At 68.6% G+C, this 21,936-nt stretch carries 20 protein-coding genes, 1 pseudogene and 1 riboswitch; of the genes and pseudogenes, 7 read left to right on the forward strand and 14 right to left on the reverse strand.

The window, feature by feature from the left end; genetic code table 11:
• Nucleotides 1-18 precede the first annotated feature (18 nt).
• The 5 genes from NMI01S_RS11820 to NMI01S_RS11845 all read right to left on the reverse strand — a co-directional run bounded on the left by NMI01S_RS11820 (nucleotide 19) and on the right by NMI01S_RS11845 (nucleotide 6,421).
• Nucleotides 19-1,152, reverse strand: a complete 1,134-nt coding sequence (locus tag NMI01S_RS11820; RefSeq protein ID WP_084512874.1) for a polyprenyl synthetase family protein — start codon at nucleotides 1,150-1,152, stop codon at nucleotides 19-21.
• Nucleotides 1,153-1,295: 143 nt separating this feature from the next.
• Nucleotides 1,296-2,276, reverse strand: a complete 981-nt coding sequence (locus NMI01S_RS11825) for a terpene synthase family protein (protein WP_063920714.1) — start codon at nucleotides 2,274-2,276, stop codon at nucleotides 1,296-1,298.
• Between the two features lie 565 nt (nucleotides 2,277-2,841).
• Nucleotides 2,842-3,975 carry an LLM class flavin-dependent oxidoreductase gene (locus tag NMI01S_RS11835; RefSeq protein ID WP_062996549.1) on the reverse strand — a complete coding sequence of 378 codons (1,134 nt, stop codon included), beginning with the start codon at nucleotides 3,973-3,975 and terminating at the stop codon, nucleotides 2,842-2,844.
• The gene (locus NMI01S_RS11840) at nucleotides 3,972-5,336 is read right to left on the reverse strand and encodes an NtaA/DmoA family FMN-dependent monooxygenase (RefSeq protein WP_062996551.1); all 1,365 of its coding nucleotides are present in this window, start codon (nucleotides 5,334-5,336) and stop codon (nucleotides 3,972-3,974) included. The genes NMI01S_RS11835 and NMI01S_RS11840 overlap by 4 nt, the downstream gene beginning before the upstream one ends.
• Before the next feature lie 2 nt (nucleotides 5,337-5,338).
• A complete protein-coding gene (locus tag NMI01S_RS11845) occupies nucleotides 5,339-6,421 on the reverse strand; it encodes an LLM class flavin-dependent oxidoreductase (RefSeq protein WP_062996553.1) in 1,083 nt (360 codons plus the stop codon).
• Nucleotides 6,422-6,687: 266 nt separating this feature from the next.
• Between NMI01S_RS11845 and NMI01S_RS11850 the strand changes: the two genes are divergently transcribed.
• Entirely contained in the window at nucleotides 6,688-7,764 is a 1,077-nt protein-coding gene (locus NMI01S_RS11850; protein ID WP_062996555.1) for an ABC-2 transporter permease, read from the forward strand.
• A 9-nt stretch (nucleotides 7,765-7,773) separates the two neighbouring features.
• On the opposite strand, the gene NMI01S_RS11855 is transcribed toward NMI01S_RS11850, so the two are convergent.
• The 6 genes and pseudogenes from NMI01S_RS11855 to NMI01S_RS11880 all read right to left on the reverse strand — a co-directional run bounded on the left by NMI01S_RS11855 (nucleotide 7,774) and on the right by NMI01S_RS11880 (nucleotide 14,388).
• Nucleotides 7,774-9,387: a dipeptide ABC transporter ATP-binding protein gene (locus NMI01S_RS11855; RefSeq protein ID WP_062996557.1), complete on the reverse strand. Its 1,614-nt coding sequence runs from the start codon at nucleotides 9,385-9,387 to the stop codon at nucleotides 7,774-7,776.
• Between the two features lie 70 nt (nucleotides 9,388-9,457).
• Nucleotides 9,458-10,333, reverse strand: coding sequence for an ABC transporter permease (locus tag NMI01S_RS11860; RefSeq protein WP_062996559.1), 876 nt, complete (start codon nucleotides 10,331-10,333; stop codon nucleotides 9,458-9,460).
• Complete coding sequence (locus NMI01S_RS11865) at nucleotides 10,326-11,282, reverse strand: ABC transporter permease (RefSeq protein ID WP_062996561.1); 957 nt, start codon at nucleotides 11,280-11,282, stop codon at nucleotides 10,326-10,328. Before NMI01S_RS11865 ends, NMI01S_RS11860 begins: the two co-directional genes overlap by 8 nt.
• Nucleotides 11,279-12,886: an ABC transporter substrate-binding protein gene (locus tag NMI01S_RS11870; protein WP_062996563.1), complete on the reverse strand. Its 1,608-nt coding sequence runs from the start codon at nucleotides 12,884-12,886 to the stop codon at nucleotides 11,279-11,281. The genes NMI01S_RS11865 and NMI01S_RS11870 overlap by 4 nt, the downstream gene beginning before the upstream one ends.
• 163 nt (nucleotides 12,887-13,049) lie before the next feature.
• Nucleotides 13,050-13,526: pseudogene (locus NMI01S_RS11875) on the reverse strand (GNAT family N-acetyltransferase); the annotation flags it as partial.
• Nucleotides 13,520-13,610, reverse strand: a riboswitch (SAM riboswitch). (Overlaps the previous pseudogene by 7 nt.)
• A gap of 91 nt (nucleotides 13,611-13,701) precedes the next feature.
• On the reverse strand, nucleotides 13,702-14,388 hold the full coding sequence (locus NMI01S_RS11880) for a rhomboid-like protein (RefSeq protein ID WP_062996565.1): 687 nt from the start codon (nucleotides 14,386-14,388) through the stop codon (nucleotides 13,702-13,704).
• A gap of 247 nt (nucleotides 14,389-14,635) precedes the next feature.
• On the opposite strand from NMI01S_RS11880, the gene NMI01S_RS11885 reads away from it, so the two are divergent.
• The 4 genes from NMI01S_RS11885 (at nucleotide 14,636) to NMI01S_RS11900 (ending at nucleotide 18,067) form a co-directional block, all read left to right on the forward strand.
• Nucleotides 14,636-15,856 carry a L,D-transpeptidase gene (locus tag NMI01S_RS11885; RefSeq protein WP_062996985.1) on the forward strand — a complete coding sequence of 407 codons (1,221 nt, stop codon included), beginning with the start codon at nucleotides 14,636-14,638 and terminating at the stop codon, nucleotides 15,854-15,856.
• 30 nt (nucleotides 15,857-15,886) lie between these two features.
• Nucleotides 15,887-16,324, forward strand: a complete 438-nt coding sequence (locus NMI01S_RS11890; protein WP_084512875.1) for an META domain-containing protein — start codon at nucleotides 15,887-15,889, stop codon at nucleotides 16,322-16,324.
• Nucleotides 16,325-16,481: 157 nt separating this feature from the next.
• Nucleotides 16,482-16,988 (forward strand): hypothetical protein, encoded by a 507-nt coding sequence (locus tag NMI01S_RS11895; RefSeq protein WP_062996567.1) that lies wholly within the window; start codon nucleotides 16,482-16,484, stop codon nucleotides 16,986-16,988.
• A gap of 74 nt (nucleotides 16,989-17,062) precedes the next feature.
• On the forward strand, nucleotides 17,063-18,067 hold the full coding sequence (locus NMI01S_RS11900) for a BUD32 family EKC/KEOPS complex subunit (protein ID WP_062996569.1): 1,005 nt from the start codon (nucleotides 17,063-17,065) through the stop codon (nucleotides 18,065-18,067).
• Between the two features lie 17 nt (nucleotides 18,068-18,084).
• Here the strand turns inward: NMI01S_RS11900 and NMI01S_RS11905 are convergent, their stop codons facing one another.
• A complete protein-coding gene (locus NMI01S_RS11905; protein ID WP_245716821.1) occupies nucleotides 18,085-18,819 on the reverse strand; it encodes a DUF2071 domain-containing protein in 735 nt (244 codons plus the stop codon).
• A gap of 14 nt (nucleotides 18,820-18,833) precedes the next feature.
• A complete protein-coding gene (locus NMI01S_RS11910; RefSeq protein WP_062996573.1) occupies nucleotides 18,834-19,169 on the reverse strand; it encodes a metalloregulator ArsR/SmtB family transcription factor in 336 nt (111 codons plus the stop codon).
• A 222-nt stretch (nucleotides 19,170-19,391) separates the two neighbouring features.
• On the opposite strand from NMI01S_RS11910, the gene NMI01S_RS11915 reads away from it, so the two are divergent.
• Complete coding sequence (locus NMI01S_RS11915; protein ID WP_062996575.1) at nucleotides 19,392-19,805, forward strand: VOC family protein; 414 nt, start codon at nucleotides 19,392-19,394, stop codon at nucleotides 19,803-19,805.
• Between the two features lie 132 nt (nucleotides 19,806-19,937).
• On the opposite strand, the gene NMI01S_RS11920 is transcribed toward NMI01S_RS11915, so the two are convergent.
• Entirely contained in the window at nucleotides 19,938-20,699 is a 762-nt protein-coding gene (locus tag NMI01S_RS11920; RefSeq protein WP_062996989.1) for a dienelactone hydrolase family protein, read from the reverse strand.
• Nucleotides 20,700-21,004: 305 nt separating this feature from the next.
• Between NMI01S_RS11920 and NMI01S_RS11925 the strand changes: the two genes are divergently transcribed.
• The gene (locus tag NMI01S_RS11925) at nucleotides 21,005-21,931 is read left to right on the forward strand and encodes a cyclase family protein (RefSeq protein ID WP_062996578.1); all 927 of its coding nucleotides are present in this window, start codon (nucleotides 21,005-21,007) and stop codon (nucleotides 21,929-21,931) included.
• Nucleotides 21,932-21,936: the final 5 nt, after the last annotated feature.

The raw sequence follows: 21,936 nt of genomic DNA on the forward strand, positions 1-21,936 counted from the left end.
GGGTGATCGCGGACCGGCTCACCTGTTCCGCCGGACCACCACGTGTGCGAGGGTTTCGAGATCGCCCCGGGCCACACCTGACGGCAGCCCGGCCAGCGCGGAACGCAACGCCCGGTCGGCGTAGTCGCGCGTGAGTTCACGGCCACCGGCGGCAGCGACCAGTTCGGCCGCGCGCGCTACGTCGGCCGGCGTCATCGGCCGTGGCTCGCTGTACAGCCGGGCCAATTCGCGGCCCGCGTCGGTGTCGGAGGCCAGTGCGCACACCACCGGAAACGACCGCTTCCGTGCGGCCAGGTCGCTGAGCGCGGGTTTACCGGTCACCGCCGGATCGCCCCAGATGTCGATGGCGTCGTCGACCAGCTGGAACGCGAGCCCCAGATTGCGGCCGAAGGTGTTGAACGCGGCCACCGTCCGCGAATCCGCACCCGCGCACAACGCGCCCAGCGCGCACGAACACCCCAGCAGCACAGCGGTTTTGCCCGCCGCCATGGACAGATAGTCCTCGACGCTCACATCCGGCCGGGTCTCGAAATCACAGTCCTGATATTGGCCGTGGCACAGCGTAGCGGCGGTGCGGGCCAGCCGGATCACGGCGGCGGCGCCGGTCTCCTCCGGCACTCCGCCGTCGGAGAGCACGGCGAAGGCCAACGCCTGCAACGCGTCTCCGAGCAGCGTGGCATTGGTGGTGCCCCACACCCGCCAGACCGTGGGCCGGCCGTGGCGCAACGGATCGGCGTCCATCACGTCGTCGTGCACGAGGGAGAAGTTGTGCAGCAGTTCGACCGCGGCACCGGCGTGGACGGCATCGGCGGCCGGTGCGCCGCAGGCGGCCGCGGCGGCCAGGGTCAGTGCCGGGCGCAGGCCCTTGCCGTGCGCACCGGCGCGCAGCCTGCCCTCGGCGTCGCACCAGCCGAAGTGGTACCCGGCCATCCGGTCCAAGGGGTGGCCGAGCGTCGCGACAGCGGCCCGCAGAACCGGCGCGATCGCTGTGCGGGCATCGGCGAGCAAGGCCCCCGCAGAGCGCGTACCCGGTGCGGCATCGGTGGTGACGCGTGGGCGGCGCCCGGGTTCGCGGGGGAGCGCGCAGTCCTTGCGGTCCGCCGCGGGAAGGCGTTGTTCCGGAGGGGAGGTGGTGGGTTTGGATGATCGCATTACCGGCCCCGCTCGCTAGGGCACAGCCGCCGCGCCCGCTCCGCGTCGCGGTCGGCGGTGCGTGAAGTATTCATCGTCGCACCGGAACCCGCGGGCCGGGCGGTGGCCCGGGTTGCGTTTGCGCAACGCCCGCGGGTTGTCCGTCAGGTCAGGGGTGCGCCGTGTTCGAGTGCCTCGCGCGGTGCACTGGTGTAGCGCGCGGCCTGATAGTGGTAGTCGAAGTTGGCTCGTACATATCGGGTGTAACAGGTTGCGGTGCTGAGGATATCGGCGCGCTCGCGGCCGGACAGGCCCGCCGCGTCGAGTTCGGCGGGCAGTGCATCGATGCCCGTCAGCATCCGGCGCACACATCCGGTGAGCATCCGGTCGACCACCTCCACCGCCTGTTTCCGGTCGAGGCCCTGCTGCCGCTCGGCCAGCAGCACCGAGTTGTACAGATACTCCGAGGCCTCGTCGGAGTCGATGGACAGGATGTCGTTGAACAGTCCCATATGTTCGACGGACGCCTCCCGTATCGCACGAAACGACGGCAGGCCGCGCGCTGCCGCACACAGGTCGACGCCCTCCGCGATCTCGCTGATATCGAGAAATACGTACAGCGCCACGGAATCGCGCCGGTGGGCCCGATAGTCGTCGAGATCGGGATAGCGATCGGTGAGCCGTCCGATGCTCTCGGTGTAGTAGGTCCACAGCCACGCCGAGAGTTCGGTGCGCACGGCATGGCGCCACTGGGTGGAACGTCCGGCGCACAGTTCGCGCCAGAGTTCGGCGAAGGCCACCGCGAGCACCCCGCGCGGTCGCGCACCGTCGTCGAACACCTCCTCCAATTCGGTGATGGTCGCCAAGGTCCGTGCCGGGTCGGGAACTTCGATGTCGAACTGATCGTCGACGATGAAAGCCCACGCGGTGAATCGGCTCAGCAATCCCAGTGCGTCCACCCCTGCGTACGGGCACCACAGCGCGTACATACGAGCCGGCCGGGTCCGGCGCATGCGCCGGCGAGTCGGCTCCGAGGGAACCAGATCACAACGTTCGAGCCAGGCCCACATGACCTGCTCGGCCTCCGATTCGGCGGGATTGGCCCCCTCCGAACCGAACGGCATGAAGAACTCAGTTACATGCATCGAAACCGCCTATCTCGCAAGCAGTTTAACGCGATGGCGGCAATCCGGGCATTCGGTTTGCGATATCGGGTCGATCCCGACGGCAGACAAGGCAAGTGCCGCAACGGATTCGGATCACTGTCGATCGTGCCGGCGGGCACGGCTCCGGGTTCGGCCGCACGGCAGCCGACCTGCCGGATGCGGGCCGCGGACAGGTGCCCGATGTGGGAGCATCCGCCGGGCGATCGCCGGCGAACGGCGCCGGGTACCACTGCGGCGTTGCGGACGAGATCGGCGCACCCGCGTGCCGAACCGAGTTCGGCGCCCATCCGGCGGCCGAGCACAGCGGATACGGCGCGTCTGTGCCCGCATGCGATACGGGCTCGGCGGCGAACGGGCGGCCGAGGGCGGGCGCCACCGTCAGCACGATCGCGGCAACCACGGCAAGGCAGGCAGTGGGCAGTAGTTCGGATACCGCGAACAACTCATGGCCCCCTCGTTTCGCCGCCCGCCACAGCGCTGACGGCAGGATGCCGACACCGCCCTGGATTCCGGCCGGCAACGAGGCCGCGGCGCGGCCCGGCGCCTAGGCGGCGCGGATCTGCGGTAATCCCCATTCGGCGGCGAGCAGTTCGTGTGAGCGCAGCCGGTCCTCGTGCCGGTAGGTGACGCTGGTGACGACGAGTTCGTCGGCGCCGGTCAACTGCTGCAGCGCCGAGAGCCGTTCGGCGACCGAACCCGGTGCGCCGACGAACTGGGTGGTGACGCGATCGTGCACCAGGCGCTGCTGCTGTTCGGTCAGCGCGGGCGCGGTGTCGGGGTCGAGGTATTCGGCGGCGCCGGCGCCGCTGCGGATGCTGTAGACCCAATGCCCGTAGGTCGAGGCCAGGTGGGCGGCGGTCGCGTCGTCGTCGGCGACGACCACATCGGCCGACACCACCAGATACGGCCGGTCGAGAACCGCCGACGGCCGGAAGGCGGCGCGGTATGCCTCCACCGTCTCGACGATCGTGCCGGGGGAGACGTGATAGTTGGCCGCGAACGGCAGTCCGAGCCGGCCCGCGAGCTGAGCGCTCTCACCGCCGGAACTACCGAACAGCCACAACTGAACCTCGGCACCCTCACCCGGAACAGCATGCAGGGCGATACCTTCCGAGCTGCGGTAGTTCCCGGTCAGCAGGTCGCGGATCTCGCGGACCTGACGGCCGTAGTCCAGCGGCTGGGTCCCGGGCAGTTGCAGCGCCTCGAAACTCGCCGCCAGCCGGGCGGTATCGAGCAACCGTCCGGAACTGAACGGCGGCGGGATCACGACACCGTCGCGCACCCGGGTCGGGCGTTCGGGAGCGGGCACCGGTTTCACCCCCGCCGAGCGCACCTCGGCGATCCGATGCGCCGAGCGCCCCAGGCCCAGATCCAGCCGACCCGGATACAGCGCGTCGATGGTGCCGAACGCCTCCACCACCGCCGCGGAAGTGTGGTGGCCGGCCTGCACAGCGGCCGAGCCGACCCGGATCGTGTCGGTGGCAGCCGCGATCAAGGCGATGAGCGTGGTCGGCGCGGAGGAGGCCACCGCGACGAAATGGTGTTCGGCGACCCAGAATCGGCGATAACCCCACGACTCGGCGTGACGGGCCAGGTCGACGGTGTTGCGCAGCGCCTGCCGCGGTGTGGACCCGACACTGACGGGGGAGAGATCCAGAATCGACAACGGCACGGTCATGACGCTCGCACTCCTTCGCTGCCGCGATGCGGATGGCGCAGCCCCAGATGTTCGCGCAGGGTCACACCGGTGTATTCGGTTCGGAAACTGCCCAGCTCCTGGAGCTCGGGAACGACCTTGTCCACGAATTCGTCGAGTCCGGCGGGCGTGAGATGGGGGACGAGCACGAAGCCGTCGGCGGCGTCGGACTGCACGTACCGATCGATCTCCGCGGCGACCTGAGCGGGCGTGCCGACGAACTGCTGGCGCGCGGTCACCTCGATGATCAGTTCCCGGATGCTCAGCTTCTCGGCCTCGGCCTTGGCGCGCCAGGCCTCGGCCACCGCGCGCGGGTCCTTGGCGTGCCGGACGCGCCCACGGGTGATGTCCGCGTTGTCGACCGGATCGATCCCGGGCAGCGGACCGTCGGGGTCGTAGCCGGAAAGGTCACGGCCCCAGACCTGTTCGAGGAAGGCGATCGCCGTCTGCGGTCCGACCTGCTGCAGCCGGATCTCCCGCGCCCGCTCCTGCGCGTCGGCGTCGCTGTCACCGAGCACGAACGTCGCGGCGGGCAGGATCTTCAGATCGTCGCGCCGGCGGCCGTACTTCGCGAGCCGGGTTTTGATGTCGGTGTAGAACTGGCGCCCGTCCTCGAGTTCGCCGTGGCGGCTGAAGATCGCATCGGCCTTCGCGGCGGCGAACTCCCGGCCCTCCTCGGAATCACCGGCCTGGATCTGCACCGGATATCCCTGCGGGCTCGCCGGCAACCCGAAGACACCTTCGATGTCGAATTGCGTTCCGCGATACCTGAATCGGGGCGCCGAGCCGCCGAACACCCCGCGTTCGCGGTCGACGACCGGCGCCCCGCCGGCGCGACTGTCCCAGATCGCGCGGGTCGCGTCGACCACTTCCGCCGCGCGCACGTAGCGCTGCGAGTGGTCCAGATAACCACCACGCCGGAAATTCTCACCGGTGAACGCGTCGGACGAGGTGACGGCGTTCCAGGCGGCCCGCCCACCCGACAGATGGTCCAGGCTGGCGAATTGCCGTGCGAGTTCGAAGGGTTCGTTGAATGTGGTGTTGATCGTGCCGGCCAGGCCGAGATGGGTCGTGACCCCGGCGAGCGCCTCGAGCACGGTGAAGGTGTCGGGACGACCGACCACATCGAGGTCGAAGATCCGGCCGCGGTGTTCGCGCAGGCGCAACCCTTCAGCGAGGAAGAAGAAGTCGAACAATCCCCGCTCGGCGGTGCGCGCCAGGTGGACGAAGGAGTCGAACTCGATCTGGCTGCCCGATTCCGGCACGCTCCACACCGTGGTGTTGTTCACCCCCGGGAAGTGGGCGGCCAGATGAATCTGCTTGCGTACCTGTTGTTTCGGCATCCTCATCCTCGGGCGAGTGCGTAGCGGTTGGCCGGACGCGTCAATCCGATGCGGCCGCGAAGGCTGCGTGCCGGCCGGTCGAGCGCGGCGGTGAACGCGGGCACCGCCAACGGCCGCAACACCAGACCGTCGGCGGCGCACTCGCGCTGGGCCCGCTCGAACAGCGCGCGCAGTCCGTCGGCGGTGCCGAGGTGGCGCACGGTCGCGAGCGGCGCCGCCGGGCCCCAGGAGTCCAGCTGGTCGAGTTCGGCGTGCGCACCGTCCTCGCTCGCGGCCAGATGCACCTCGACGTCGAGCAGGATCCGCACCTCGTCGGGAGATCGACCGGCCGCGGCGACCGCGGAGCGCAGCCGGGTGCGCAGGGCGGCCGCTTCGTCGAGGTCGGCGGCGCCGACCCGGATCAGATCGGCGCGGTGGACCGCGAGGCGGGTGCTGGCGGGTGACGCGGCGCGCACCGCGATCGGCGGCTGACCCTGCGGTGGGCGAGGCGTGATCGATGGACCCTTGACCGAGAAGTTCTCGCCCTCGAAGTCGATGTAGTGCAATCGGTCGCGGTCGATGAAGCGGCCGGTCGCGAGATCGCGGATCTCGGCGTCGTCCTCCCAGCTGTCCCACAGCCGGGTCACCACCTCGATCGCCTCGTCGGCCTCGCGCCACAGCGAGGCGTCGTCCTGCGGCTGTTTGCGGCCGAACAGCGTCGTCTGCTCGGGGGCCGCGGAGACCGCGACCTCCCAACCGGCCCGGCCGTAGGTGGCGTAGTCGAGTGCGGCGATCGCCTTGGACACATGGAACGGTTCGGTATGGGTGACCGTCGCCTGCGGGATCAGCCCGATGCTCCGGGTCGCGGCGGCGGCGCGGGCGGCGATCGCGATCGCGTCGAGCGGGCCGTAACCACCGGTGTCCACACCGAAGGAGTCCGGGAGGAAGACGAAGTCGAGTCCGGCCCGGTCGGCGGCGGTGATCGCATCGAGCCAGTAGCCGGGCGTGAACAGCTCTTCGGCGCGGGAGTCGGCCCGCCGCCACGACGCCGGGTGGATACCCGTGCCGGACAATTCCACCCCGAGCAGAGGCGGGAACGACGACATGTGAGGGCGTCCTTTCGATCGACAGGAGAGACACCGCCGAATCGCGGTTCGCGGGAAGCGGAGAAGTCTCGCGATCGCCGGATGGGCAGAAGCTCAAACTATGAGAAATCGCCTGCGGCGTCAGCACTCTCGATCGCGGTGAATTCTATTCTTGCGGCGGGCGGTATCGGCGGGGAGCCGCGTCGGCGAGAACGGCTCGGATTGCGCGGGCCGCCGCGTCTGCCCGCTTCCGGAATTCCGGAGCCGCGGGCTCCTAAGGTGGCGGCATGTCCGACAACGAGCGGAATATCCCGGCCGCGGTGCCGGTGGCCCCGACCGGATGGCGCGGCCGCCGGCAACGATTCCGGTACTCGCCGTATCTGCCGGCGACGGTGCTGGTGTTCATCCTGGCGATCGCGGCCGGACTGTTCGCCGGCTCCTACACCTATATCCTCGCCAATCCGACACCACACCGGATTCCGGTCGCGGTCGTCGATGCGGGCACCGCGGTGCCCGCACCCGACCAGCGCTTCCTCGACACCATGGATCAGGCTCTGAACGGCTCCCTCCATCCGCTGCATTACGACACTCCGGCCGCGGCGCGCGAGGCCGTCGAATCGCAGCGGGTGTTCGCCATCCTGGATGTGCGCGAAGCGGAGCGGATCCCCGTCGATATTTCCGGCGCGTCCGGGTCGTCGGTGGCCCAGGTGGTCGTCACCGCGGCCGCCGAGGCGAGCCGCCAGACCCGGATACCGATCGCGGTGACCGATATCAATCCGCTGCAGCCGGGCGATCCGCGCGGATTGGCGATCTTCTACATCACGCTGGCGGCGGTGATCATCGGCTTCGTCGGCGCGATCCAGCTCAATGTGCACGCCGGTGCGCTGAGCGCGGGGCAGCGGATCGCGTTCACCGTCGCCTACGCACTGCTGGGCGGGTTCGCCATCGCCGCCGTGGTGGATTGGTGGCTGGGCGCGCTGACGCTGCCGTTCCTGCAGTCGTGGGGGATTCTGGCGTTCACGATGTTCACCTCGGGCATGATCTTCTCGATGTTCAGCGCGCTGTTCGGACGCTGGGCGATGATCCCGACCTGGGGCGTGATGGTGCTGCTGGGCAATCCGTCCTCCGGTGGCGCGGTGTCGTGGCCGCTGCTGCCGTCGGTGCTCGGCGCGATCGGACGCTGGCTACCGCCGGGTGCCTCGGTCAACGCCCAGCACACCGCGGTGTATTTTTCCGGCCACCAGCACATCTTCCCGTATCTGGTGCTCGCCGGGTGGGCGCTGGTCGCCTCCGCGGTGTTCTGGGTGTGGCGGGACCGGCAGGCCGGCGCCGGCGACCCCGACCCGGCCGACTCCGAGGAATAGTTCGCGACCTCAGGCGGACCGTTCGATCACCGGCCGCGCGAACCCGCCCGGCACCGCGGCGAGCAACTCGCGCGTGTATTCGTGCCTGGGGTTGTCGAACAGCGTTGCGGTGGTGGCTGTTTCGACGATCCGCCCTCGCCGCATCACCGCTACGCGGTCGCTGATGCGGCGCACCACGGCCAGATCGTGGGAGATGAACAGATAGCTCAGCTCCAGTTCGGACTGCAGTCGCTCCAGCAGTGCCAGGATCTGCGCCTGCACCCCGACATCGAGTGCCGACACCGGCTCGTCCAGCACCAGCACATCCGGGCGCAGCGCCAGCGCCCGCGCGATCGCCACACGCTGCCGCTGCCCGCCCGACAGCCGTTCCGGGCGCCGGTCCGCGACCTCGCCGGGCAGAGCGACCTGTTCGAGCAGTTCGGCGACCCGGGCGCGGCGTTCGCGGCGATCGCCGATCCCGAAGGCCTGCAACGGTTCTCCGACAATCTTCGCGACGCTGAGGGTGGGATTCAGCGACGTGTACGGGTTCTGGTACACCACCTGGACGCGGCGGCGAAACTCCCGCAGCCCTGCGCCGCGCAACCCGGCGACATCGCGCCCGTCGAAGCGGATACTGCCCGCGTCGGGTGCGGACAGCCTCGCGAGGATGCGAGCGGTGGTGGTCTTGCCGGAGCCGGATTCGCCGACCAGCGCGAGTGTTTCGCCGCGATCGAGATCCAGTGACACGTCGTCGACCGCATCCGTGCGCACGCCCCGCGCGATCCGGAAACTCTTGCGCAGACCGGTCGCCGCCAGCAGCGGTCGTTCCGCACGCGGGCGAGCCCGGCGCACCGGTGTCTCGGCGCTCGGCGCGGCGGCGAGCAACTCGGCGGTGTACTCGTGCTGCGGATCGGTGAGAACGGCTGTTGTGGTTCCGGTTTCGACGATCCGGCCGTGCCGCATCACCACGATCCGATCGGCCCGGTCGGCGGCCACTGCCAGGTCGTGGGTGATCAACAGTACCGCGGTGCCGAGCTGCGCGGTGCGATCGGCGAGGTGGTCGAGAATGCGGCGCTGTACGGTGACGTCCAGCGCGCTGGTCGGCTCGTCGGCGATCACCAGTTCCGGTGCGCAGGCCAGTGCGATCGCGATCAGCACTCGCTGGCGCTGCCCGCCGGACAGATCCTGCGGATACTGCCGTGCCCGCACCTCCGGCCGGTCCAGGCCCGCCTCGGTGAGCAACCGCACCGCCTCCAGCCGCGCCGTGCGACGGTCGGCCCGCCGATGGATGCGCAACACCTCCGCCACCTGGTCGCCGATGCGCTGCACCGGGTTCAGCGACGTTCCGGGATCCTGCGGGACGAGTCCGATGCGCGCACCCCGCAGGCCGCGCAGGGTGCGTTCGGACGTGGTGTCGAGCCGGTGCCCGTCGAAAACGATTCCGCCGCCGGACACCTCCGCCGACGGAGGCAGCAGGCCGATGACGGCATGGGCGAGTGTGGATTTGCCCGAGCCCGATTCGCCGACCAGCGCGACGGTCTCCCCGCGCGCGATCTCCAGCGTCGCACCGGAGACCGCGTCCACCGGCGTGCCGCCGTAGCGAACGCGCAGATCGTGGACCCGCAACAACGTCTCGTCACTCATCGTCGAACCTCCTGTGCCTTACCGGACACCCGCACCCGGTCGGACCGACGAGAGGTCGGGCCAGTGTGTCTCATCGGTCCTCCGTGGTCCCGATCGCGCGGCCGATGCGCTGGGCGGCCAGCACCACCGCGACGATCACCAGGCCGGGCAGGGTGGTCATCCACCAGGCGAGCACGAGGTAGTTGCGTCCTTCGGAGATCAGCGAACCCCACTCCGGGGTGGGTGGCGCGGCACCGTAGCCGAGGAAGCTGAGCGACGAAATCGCCAGCACCGCGACGCCGAATTCGACCGCGGCCAGCGCGGCGACCGGCGCGTACGCGGTGCGCAGGATGTGGCGCAACAGCACCGTGTGCCAGCGCACCCCGGACGCGAACGCCGCCTCCACGTAGGGCGCGCGACGCACCCGCAGCACTTCCGCGCGCATCACCCGCGCGAACCGGGCGATCAGCGCCACTCCCACCGCGATGGCCACATTCCGGGTGCCCAGCCCGAGCACGGTGATGAGGACCAGTGCCGACAACAGCTCCGGAATCGCCAGCAGCACATCGACTCCGCGCATGACGACGGCATCGACGGTCCCGCCGAGAGTGCCCGAGACGAGACCGATCGCCGAACCGATCACCAATCCCAGCAGCACGGCACACACGGTCGCCGACAGTGTCAGTGCCGCCCCGTGCGCCACCCTGGTGTACAGGTCGCGGCCGAGGTTGTCGGTGCCGAACCAGTGCTGCAGGCTCGGGCCGCGGAATTTCTCCGCCGGCACGCCCGCGCGGGGATCGTCGCCGGCGAGAAGCGAGGGCGCGACCGCCCAGCCGAGGACCACGATCAGCACGAGGATCGACACCGCGAGTCCGGCGGTGGCGCGCCAGCGTTTCGGCGCCGCCGCCCGCCGCAGTCCCGCGATCCGGGTGGCGGCGGGTTCGGCGATGAGCAGTGTGTCAGACATGAGCGCCCACCTTCTCGCGGGCGACCGCTACGCGGGGGTCCAGGAGCGGATAGATCAGATCCACCGCCAGGTTCACCACCACGAACGCCAGCGCGGCGATCACGACGATGCCCTGCACCACCGGAATGTCCTGATGCAGTACCGCGTTCTGAGTGAGCCGGCCCAGACCGCCGCGCGAGAACACGGTTTCGACCACCACGGAACCCGCCAGCACCGTGCCGACCCAGAGTCCGGCGACGGTCAACGCCGGTCCGGCCGCGGCGCGGAGCACGTGCCGCCACAGCACCCACAGCCGCGAGGCGCCCTTGGCGAAGGCCACATCGACGAACGGCTGCCGCCACGTGGAGGCCAGACCGCTGTGGAACACCTGCGCGATCACCGCGCCGACCGGCACGGCCAGCGTTATCGCGGGCAGGATCGTGCCACTGAAGCCGGTTCCGCCGAATGCGGGCACGAGGCGGAGCCGGAACGAGAACAGTTGCAGCAGAAGCAGTCCCACCCAGAAGGTGGGCATGGCCGCACCGATCGGCGGCAGCGCCGTCAGCACATTCCGCAACCAGGGGCGCCGGGTGTAGGACGCGGCCACCGCCAGCGCGGCGCCGAAGACGATCGCCAGCAGCAGCGCGAGGCCGGCCAGCGCCAGCGTCGAGGGAATCGATTGCGCCAGCGCGCCGGTGACGGACTGCCCGGTGTTCAGCGAGCGTCCGAGATCACCTCGGACGGCGTGGGTGAGCGCGGTCCAATACTGTTCCGGCACCGAGCGATCCAGCCCGTATCTGGCCCTCAGTTCCGCGATGGCGGCCGGATCCGGAGGTACGCCCGGATCCGCGTCGACGGCCATCTGCACCGGATCCGACGGCAGCAGGAACAGGACGGCGAAGGAGATGGTGAACGCCGCCCACAGCACGCCCACCGCCTGCAGCACCCGCACGATCACATATCGCGTCATCGCTTGCTCAACCAGGTGTCGTAGAACTGCAGGCGCGCCGAGGCCTCGAACTTCAGATCGTGCACCGCGCCGGACACTCCGATCGCCTGCGACAATTCGATGGTCGGCAACCACAATCCGTTCTCGATCACCGATCGCTGCGCCTGCCCGATGATCCCCGCCCGCGCCGCCGGATCGGTGGTCGACAGCTGGTCGGCGAGAGCCTGGTCCAGCGCCGGAATCGGACCGCGCTGGTTGAGGTTTCGCTGACCCCGCCCGAACGTGGTGCGCAGGATGTCTCCGTCGGCGCGGGTGGTGTTGAAGTAGGTGGCATCGAAATCCCCGGAGTTCTGCCGCGCGGTGTAGTCGGCGACGGGCGTCAACTCCAGCCGGATGTCCACCCCGATCTTGCGCAATTGCTGCTGTACCAGTTCCAAGGTCGCCTGATTCGCCGCGAATTGCGCACCGAACAGGACACCGAACGACAGCCGCCGCCCGTCCTTCACCCGGATGCCGTCGCCACCGGGCACCCATCCGGCCTGATCCAGAATGCGGCGCGCCTGGTCGGGATCGTAGGCAATCGACTTCGAAAGATCCACGTAGCCGGGCGTTTTCGAGGCCAGCGGCCCGGTGGCGGGCAGGAACTGCGGCCCCAGCACCGTGTCCACCAGCTGCTTGCGATCGATTCCGTGCAACAGGGCCTGGCGCACGGCGGAATCCGACAGCGGCGCGCGACTCACATTCGGTTGCAGCCCGAAGGGAACGCCCGGGTTCGAGTCGAACTGCACCTCGGCGCCGGCGGCCTCGAGTTGCGGAACGTCCTGGGGCAGCGCGTCACTGACGGCGTCGAGCTGATTCGACGACAGGCTGCCGGTCCGCACCCCGGCCTCGGGGACGACAGTGAATTCGATGCGATCCAGATACGCCTCGCCGGAATGAGCGAATACCGCCGAACCCCACCGATATCCGGGGCGCTTCACCAGCGTGGCCGAGGCGTCCTGGCGATAGCCGGCGTAGACGAACGGACCGCTGCCGATATTGTCGCCGAGGCAGCGCTGTTCGGCGGGTTTCGCGGTGGTCGCGTCCGCGAGAATGCCCAGCTGCGGTGTCGACGAGGCCTGCAGGAACTGGGCGTTCGGCGCGTCGAATCGAACCTCGGCGGTGAGTGGATCGACGGCAGTGGTGCCCGCGTACCCGGCCAGATAGCTCGCTCCCAGCGGCGCTTTCGCCGCGGTGAGGGTGTGCACGACGGCGTCGAAGTTCTTCTGCACCGACGTGGCGGTCAGCGGCGTGCCGTCGCTGAACGTGACGTCGGGCCGCAAATGGAAGGTGAAGGTCTTCGCGTCCGGGCTCACCTGCCAGGACGTGGCCAGCCAGGGCTTGATCTCTCCGCTCGCGGGATCCTGATCGGTGAGCGAATCCACGATCTGGCGTGCCACGTACAGGGTTTGGTTGGTACCGGCCTGGGCCGGATCCGAGCAGGTCGGTGCCTGCGACAGGCCGTAGCGCAGGGTGCCGCCCGGCTGCGGGGGACCGGCGTCGCCACCACCACCGGTGGTGTTCGCGCAGGCGGCGATCGCCAGCGTCGCGGTGAGCGCGAGCGCCGGCGAGAGGATTCGTTTCATTCGATGACTCCGGGTGGATCGATGCGGAACTTCATACGTGGACGGCACCGGCCTCGCCGCGCACCGGTGAATAGCGGAATCCGGACCGCACCGGGGTGTGCCCACCGTCGCGCGCGCGGCCGAAACGATTGCGCCGCTGGGTGTTCGCTACCCGCGTCGGGTACTTCTCGAACGGATGCGCGAGCAGACCGGGCTGGACGGACGGGGTGCGTTCGAGCGGTGTGTACCCCGCCGACAGGTAGAGGGCCACCGCTTCGGGTTGCCGAGGACCGGTGGTCAGGAAGATCCGCCGATATCCGCGGCGCAGCGCTTCGGCCTCGAGTTCGCCGAGTACGAAGGTCGCCAGGCCGCGGCGGCGGTGTTCACGCGCGGTCCAGATGCGTTTCAATTCGGCGGTGCGCTCGTCGTAGCGGCGAAACGCCCCGCCGGCGACGGGTTCGCCGTCCTCGACCACCACCAGCAGATCGCCGTGCGGGGCCGCGAAATCGGCGGCCGGGTAGTTCACCAGATCGGCGTGGACCTCACCGACGCTCCCGCCGTAGCGGCTGCTGTATTCGATGGCCAGCTCCGCCAGCAGCGGCGCGGCCATCGGATCATCCTGGCCGACGTGAAAGACGCTGCGTACCATGGTTTCCTCCATCGGTCCCGGCGGTAGCACCCACACCCAGTCGGGGGGTTGCTGCGACGTCGTGGAGCCGGGTCTCTCGATCGCTCTGGATGGGCGAAACGTCACGTTAGGGGAATTCCGGTGCGGGGTCAGCACTCTGGATCGCGCTGAATCCAATCCTTGCCGCGGCGCCTGCCCGGCGGTGTGATTACCGGTGTCGCACCGACCCCGCGAGCCCACGCACCGCCAGCTCCGGATCCCACACTCCCGGCCGCCCGAGGGTCAGCGGATAGCAGGCCAAACCGAGCACCATCGCACTGAAATGTCCGATGTCGGTGAAGGTTCGGTTCGCGAACACCAGGATCGCGTAGAAGACGACCACCCCGAGCAGATACGCATACCGCCACGGCTTCGCGATCCGGTACACCAGGACGGCGATCACACCCGCCAAGGCGTAGCTCACGCCGTAATCGAGGGTGTTCACCGCGGATTCGGGTGCGTGACCGTGATGAATAGCCCAATACAGCACGCCTTCGCTGAGGTAGGTCGCGCCGACGTGCGCGATGACCACCACCGCCAGCCAGCGCAGCGTCCCCAGCCAGCGTTCGGCCTGGGCATGAAAGATGCTGTAGCTGACCGCGTAGCCGAGCCAGCCGCCGCCGGCGAGCCAGAAGGCGCTGGAGATCAGCACGTGCACCGGGTCCTCGCGCAGGTGGTGCAGATTGGTCGAGCGGTTGCCGAGCAGGATTTCGGCCTGATCGGGGGACAGGTGCCGGATCACGAGGGTGGACACGAGCAGGATGGCCAGCCAGACGTAGGTGCCGGGCGCGTGCCGGAGGTAGTCGCCGATCGCGGCCGCGGTGGTCCGCCACCGGGAGCCATCTCGCCTGGGCATCGGTCACCTTCCTCGATAGACATCGAAGATCGCTTCACTGTGTGCCCTCACGCTGCCGTTGCACTCACCCGCGAGGGGTGAGCCGGCGCCACACCCCGCCGAATACCCCGAATGCGGCAAAACGCCTGGTCCGGCCATGCCGGGCGCGCGCCGAGCGGCGACGACACGTACGCTCTGCTGCGGTGCGACACCGGATTCATGGTGTGGACTGGAGGCTGCTGTGTCCCGGGTGGGCGCCGTGCATGCGATGGTGCGAGACAGAGGCGGTGAGGACGTGCGCAGGCGTCGATCTCTATTGGTGGTGTCGGCGGTACTGACGGCGATCGTCGTGCTCGTCGGCGGATGTGGCGGCTCGGGCCGCACCACCTCGACACCGGTGTCCAAGGGGCCCGATATCACCGCGCCCGCGGGGATCGATGTGCCCGCGGCCGATCACGGACCACTCAATCCGGCGACGCCCCTCGTGGTGAACTCCGCAGACGGCATGCTCACCACGGTCACCGTCACCGACGGGGACGGCAAAACGGTCGCCGGTGATTTCGGCGCCGACCATCACAGCTGGACCTCGAAGGATCCGCTGAACTACGGGGCCACCTACCGCGTCGATGCCCGAGCGGTCAACCTCGCCCAGGTCGCGACCGACAAGACCGTCACCGTCACCACCATCGACGCCGGCCACAAGGCATACGCGAACGTGGTGCCCGCGCCGGATCTGGTCGCCCAGACCGGTATCGGAGTGGGGCAGCCGATGGTGTTCCAGTTCACCGCGCCGGTGGCGAACAAGGCGGAGGCGCAGAAGCATCTGAAGGTCACGGTCACCCCGGCGCAGCCGGGCGCGTGGTACTGGGTCGATGACAAGGATGTGCACTACCGCGCCGCGCAGTACTGGCAGCCGGGCACCAAGATCCACATCGAAGCCGACGTCTTCGGTGTCGACCTCGGCGACGGTGTGTTCGGCGCCGAGAACAACAGCGCCGACTACACGGTGCACGACTCCTGGATCGCGCAGGCCGACGGCAACACCGAACAGCTGACGATCCTGCACAATGGTGCGCAGGTGAACCAGATGCCGATGAGTCTCGGCTCGCCCGGTTTCCCGTCCCACGAAGGGCCGCACGTCATTTCGGAGAAATCGCCGTCGATCATCATGGACTCCTGCAGTTACGGGGTCTGCGCCGGCCAGCCCGGGTACTACCGCGAGAAGGTGGACCTGGACGAACGCATCTCCAACGACGGCGAATTCGTCCACTCGGCGCCCTGGTCGGTCGGACAGCAGGGGGCCAGCAACGTGTCGCACGGCTGCGTGAACCTTTCACCCGACAACGCCCAGTGGTTCTTCGACCACTTCGGCGTCGGCGACGTCGTGGAGATCACCAACTCGGGCGGCCAGCTGCTGCCCGTATGGGACACCTACGGCGACTGGGAGGTGCCGTGGAACACGTGGCAGGCCGGTAACGCCAGCAGCTGATCCGGCCCACCCGACGGCTACCATCGGGTCATGTCGGCGAATGTCCTGCGAATCGTTCCGATCCTGGCAGTACTGGCGGCCGGCGTCGCCTGCTCCTCCGGAAACGATTCCACCCCAACGGATTCCACGCCCGCGACCCCTGTCGGCCACACCTACGTCTCCACCGACGTTCAGGGCCCGCGAATCCCTGGTGACGGCCCCCTCCGCCTGGCCTTCACCGAGGGCCGCCTCAGCGCCACCGCCGGCTGCAACACTCTCATGGGCTCCGCCGACCTGACCGGTGACACCCTCCGCACCGGCCCCCTCGCCGGCACCCGCATGGCCTGCGTGGGCGACCGCGCCGGCGCGGACGAATGGGCGACCTCACTCCTGGAGGCAAGCCCGGCATGGAGACTCGACGGCGCGACACTGAGGTTGAAGACCGCCGACCGCACCGTCACTTTGCGTGAGTCGGAACCCGCCGGCTGAGTCCTGCGATCCGATCAGCGCAGTGTGGATGCCGGTTCCCGCTCAGCCGGTCCAGCAGTCCCCAGCGTGGGGAGGCGCAGGCAGGTTGAATTAGGCAGGCAAATACCTGCATAATTTTCAACGCCGCCACCCCCCTCACGAAAACCGAGGACACGCAATGCTCGACACCACTGCGCTGAACGACGCCTACCGCACGCTTCTGGAAGCCGCTGGCACCGTGGCCGATTCGGATCAGACGATCGCCCTCGCGCCAGGCGAATGGAACGCTGATCGGATCCTGGGGCACGTCTGCCTGGTCACCGCCGCCACCATCGCCGCCGCGTCAGCCGTCGCCGCCGGCGAGCACACCACCTACGACAACCGCATTGCCCTCGACATCTGGACCATCGACCGTGTCGTAGAGTTGGCCGGCGGCAGCGCCGGTCTACGTGACCGCCTGCACCAGCAGGCCAAGGTCCTCTGCAGCCTCTCCGGCCCCGCTCTCAGCGAAACCGAACTCGACACCCTGGTTCCCACCCGCCTACTCTCCAACGACGCCGTACTGGTCGATCAGCCACTGCCCCTACGGGATCTGATCATCGGCCTGACCGACGTGGAGCTACCCGGCCACACCAACCAACTGCTGGCCTTGCTGCACAGTCGAACCACCGAAGCCACGGCCTGACCGGCGGTGGCATCGAATGCTGCCCGGAACGGCACCCTCGCCTCGCGCAGCCCGGTCGCTGACACAATCGTGCGATGACAACTGCCAGAACTGCCCGCCACCAAAGAATCTCGGCAATCCTGGCGTCTTACACCGATTCAGAGCTCACCGAGTTGGTTGGCACCGGCCGAGTCATCAGCGTGGGCGTGGGTGGTGGCGCGGCGCTTGTCGACGTCGACAGCGTGCCGGTGTTCACCAAGCGAATCCCGCTGACCGACAGGGAGCTTGCCGACCCTCGCTCTACGGCGAACCTGTTCGACCTGCCGCTGTACTGCCAGTACGGCATCGGCGGCCCGAGTTTCAACGCATGGCGAGAACTGGCCGCCAACATCATCGTCACCGACGCCGTTCTGGCCGGTGAGACCCAATCGTTTCCGATCCTCTACCACTGGCGGGTGCTCCCCGGCCGGTCGCCGGTCGCAGCCGAACACGCCGACATCGACACCGTAGTCACCGCCCAGGGCGGCAGCCCGGCCGTGCGAGCTCGCCTCGAAGCGCTGGCCGCCGCACCGTGCAGTCTCGTGCTGTTCTGCGAATACATTCACCACCCCATAGCCGACTGGCTGCGCGAGGACCCCGCCGGTAAGGCCTGCGCCGTCGAGCAACAACTCGCAGAGATCGTGACGCTGTTGCGAAACCGGGAGTTGCTGCACATGGACGGACACTTCGGCAACATGCGCACCGACATGGCGCGGATCTACCTCACCGACTTCGGGCTGGGCACATCGCCGACATTCGACCTGTCGCCCGCCGAGCGCGACTTCGCCGAACAACACGCCACGCACGATGCCGCCTACGCCGCCATGCGACTGGTCAACTGGCTGGTGACCGATGTCTGCGGGGTACCGACATCGCCCACGGGCGGGCCGGTCGCCCGCAACGAGTACGTAATCCACTGCGCCGCTGGGCACATCCCGGATGATGTGCCACCACCGGTCGCCGCGATCTTGACCCGGCACGCACCCGCCGCCGCGAAGATGAACGCCTTCTACTGGCGACTGTTCGACGGCGACCTCCACACGCAGTACCCCGATATCTGAGGGCGATGGGCCGATCGCTATCGGCTCGCAGGCACGGAGTCGACATCGACCCGCAGGGACGGAAGGGGACGCCAGGACACCGGCACCTGGCGCATGAGTAAGGCGCAGTCGAGCACTGCGGTGCCGGGCGGGAACCGGTCCCGGTCGTCGAAGACCGTGGACCGAACCGATTGGACCTCGACCGGCTCGACGTGCCACGAGTTCGTCTGGAGTTCGAGCCCATCGAGGCATTGACCGCCGCGCGTGGCCGAGAATCCTGCCGAGCCATGCCGAAAGAAGTCCGATGCCTGCTCCAGATCGGCGAACAGTTCGCTTCCCTGGAACCGCTCGGCGGTCCGGACGTTCACACTCACGGAGAGGGTCTGGTCATGACTGGCGAAGGCAACATGCAGGTCCTGCGTCGTCTCCCGCACGTCGAACCGCGCCAGGCTGTGCTCCCCCGGAAACAGTCGGCCTCCGGCAAGGACATTGATCACCGACCCGCTGTCGCGACGTGAGATGTACACACCGGTCGAGCGTCCCTGCGGACCATCCCACTCAACCGCGATGCGATGTGCCGCGTTCTCGCTGCGCAGCCCGACCCAGCCGGGTAGCCCACTGGGTCGGAACTGCCCGAGGCGGATCAGGCAGATGCCGGCAACCGCCCAACCTCCAACCAATTGAGGTCGCATCGGCGGCGGCACCAAGCTCGCAGCAGCCTCAGGGGCGACGCGGTAGTTCACAAGAAGGCGTCGCTCGACGACGCTGGACATCCGCGGAGGTCTCATCAGGTTCCCTTGTTCTCGGTGGTTCGCGGTCTGCGCTGTCTGACGATGACCTGCTCCGGGCAGATCGCGCTCAGAAACCTGCCGACACACAGGGCCAGTCGTTCCTCGACAAGGGAGTAGAAGATTCGATTGCCGGCTCGTCGCTCTCGGACGAGCCCGGCTGCCTTGAGTACGCCCAGATGCCGGGAGATCGACGGACCACTGATCGGAAACTTGGCGGCGATATCCCCTGCGCTCAACTCGCCGGAGCGCAGATCCTCCAGGATCTGCCGGCGCGTGGGGTCGGCCAGCGCGCGGAACACTCCGGTTTCCTCTTCAGGCCCGAACTCGGTCATGGTTACAATTTAGCACTATAGCTAAATAGCGAATAGAGAAAACTATTCCAGCTGTCAGTCATGCCCGGAGCAGGTCACGGCGGCGGGCAACGCCCGATCGACGGTGTGCCCGTATGTGGTGGACGTGGATGCCGCAAGGCTGGACGACGAGGCCGAGGCGTCGCAGGCCGGTCGTTTGCTGGGAACCTGCGGGTAGGGAAATGGCATGCAAGCATGTTCGATATGGCGATTGCTACGGGATCCATTGCTCATGTCCGTCTCACGGTGTGCGATATCGGCCGGTCGCGGGCCTTCTACGAGAAAGTTTTCGGTTGGCCTGTGGCGTTGGAGGTTCCGGCCGACGCGGATCAGGAGACGCTCGAGCGCCTCGGTTTTCTCTACGGCGGGGTGATCTACCGGATGGAACACGGGTTGCTCGGGCTGCGGCCCGTGGGCAACGATCGGTTCGACGAGAATCGTGTCGGTCTCGACCATCTCGCTTTCCCGGTTGCCTCGCTCGCCGAATTGGAAGCCGCCGCAGCGCATCTGGACGCGTGCGGGGTCGCGCATGAGGACATCAAGGACATCGGTGTCAGTTACATACTGGAGTTCCGGGATCCGGACAATATCGCCCTGGAGCTGGTCGCACCCAAGTAGTCGTCAGGTTCGTGGACGGCGACAGCCGGGCTCGGTGTAGTCGGCGTCGCCGCCGCACGACCGAGCCCGGCCGCCCCGGCCCTATCGATCCGACGTCGTGCCCGGTCGCGGGGCCGTGCCCGGCGCCCCGACCTACGGGCGCAGGGTGCGGTCGAACAGGTCCAGGAGTTCGCGATAGTGCCGTTCGGCGGCTTCGGGGTCGTAGGCGGAGGTGTCGGCCTGGGTGAACCCGTGGTGGGCGCCCGCGTAGACCTCGGTGCGGTGGCGAACCCCGGCGTCGGCGAGCGCCTTGTCGAACGCGCCGATGTGTTCGGCCGTCATGTGGTCGTCCTCGCCGGCGTGGGCGAAATACAGTTCGCCCGTGATGTTTCCGACGCTGCGGTGCGGACTGTCCGCGGTGTCGGTGACGAGCGGTCCGCCGTGGAATCCGGCCGTCGCCGCGACCCGATCGGGGAACATGGCGGCGGTCAGCACGGCCACGCGGGCGCCCATGCAATAGCCGGTGACGCCGGCCTTGCCCGCGGTGACCTTCGGCGACGCCGCGAGCCAGTCGAGGTAGGCGCCCGCATCGGAGCGCCAGCGCTCCGGTGTCAGGTCGCGGATCATCGGGAAGACCCGCTGGAAGATCTCGGGTCGCTGCGCCGGGTCGATGAAGTCCGGCAACTCGATCACCGGTGCGCGCCCGTGACGGTAGTAGGCGTTGGGAAGCAGGACGGTGTAGCCGTGGGCGGCGATCCGGTCGGCCAGCGCCCGCAGGCTGGGCCGCAGCCCGAAACCGTCCTGAATCACCAGCACGCCCGGATGGGCGTCGCCGTCGGCGGGGGAGGTGAGGTAGGCGTCGGCGACACCGTCGGGTGTCTGCACGTCGACCGACATACCGTGCGTTGCAGTCATCGTCGAATCCTTCTGTCGTAGTTGATTTTCGGTGATCAACACGACGAAGGCGGAGCTCGGGAGACACCACGGCGGGCCCGATCGATACGCGGGCCCGTACCGGCCCGCACGGCGCTCAGAAGAGCACCGGGTAACCCATCCGTGTGTGGCGCGAAGCCGTCCCGGTAGACATCGCCACACACCATAGCCCATCGCACCGACGTCGAACCGCGGGCACCCGTCGACCGCCGCACCACCGGGATCGACGTTTCGCTCAGTGGGAGTTGCGGATTGGCAACCCACGGGACCGCCGGTACCGTGCGCACATGCCGGACATGTCTGTCTTTCGTGAGATCGCGGCGCGGGTGAACAACTGGGGGCGTTGGGGCGCCGACGACGAAATCGGCACCCTGAACCTCGTCACCGACGAGGTGGTGCGGGCGGCCGCGGCGACGGTGCGCACGGGCCGCCGAGTCGGGCTGGCACTGCCGCTGCACCAGCGCGGCGTGCAGACCGGGCTCGTGCCCGGGCGCGTGAATCCGCTGCACACCATGGTCGCCCTGAACTGGGAGATGTTCGGCCCCGGCACGATTGCGACCAGCGATGATTCGATCACCATGGGATTGCAGGCGGGCACGCACTGGGACGGCCTGGGACATGTCTCCTATGCCGGGCGGCTCTACAACGGCCGTCCCGCCGACTCGATCACCGCCCACCGCGGCGCGCGGTTCAGCGGTATCGAGAAGGTGCCGCACCTGGTGTCGCGCGGCGTGCTGCTCGACGTCGCGCACGCCCGCGGCGTCGATCGACTGGCCGCCGATCACGCCGTTTCACCGGAGGATCTCGACGCCGCCGCGGCGCTGGCCCACGTGCGCGTCCGGCCCGGAGATGTGGTGCTCGTGCGCACCGGGCAGATGCGGCTCTACCTCGACGGTGACCGCGAGGGCTACGGAACGCCGTCACCGGGGTTGTCGGTGCGCTGCCCGGAATGGTTCCACGCCCGCGACGTCGCCGCCGTCGCCACCGATACGCTGACCTTCGAGATCTGCCCGCCCGAGGCGGACGGGCCGTGGCTGGCGGTCCATGCCCTGCACCTGGTCGAAATGGGCATGCTGCAAGGACAGAACTGGAATCTCGAGGACCTGTCACGGGTGTGCGCCGAGGAGGGCCGCTACGAATTCCTGCTGTCGGCGATGCCGGAACCCTTCGTCGGCGCCACCGGGAGTCCGGTCGCCCCGGTCGCGATCTTCTGACCGCT

The organism is Nocardia mikamii NBRC 108933, from assembly GCF_001613505.1.
Lineage (GTDB): Bacteria > Actinomycetota > Actinomycetes > Mycobacteriales > Mycobacteriaceae > Nocardia > Nocardia mikamii.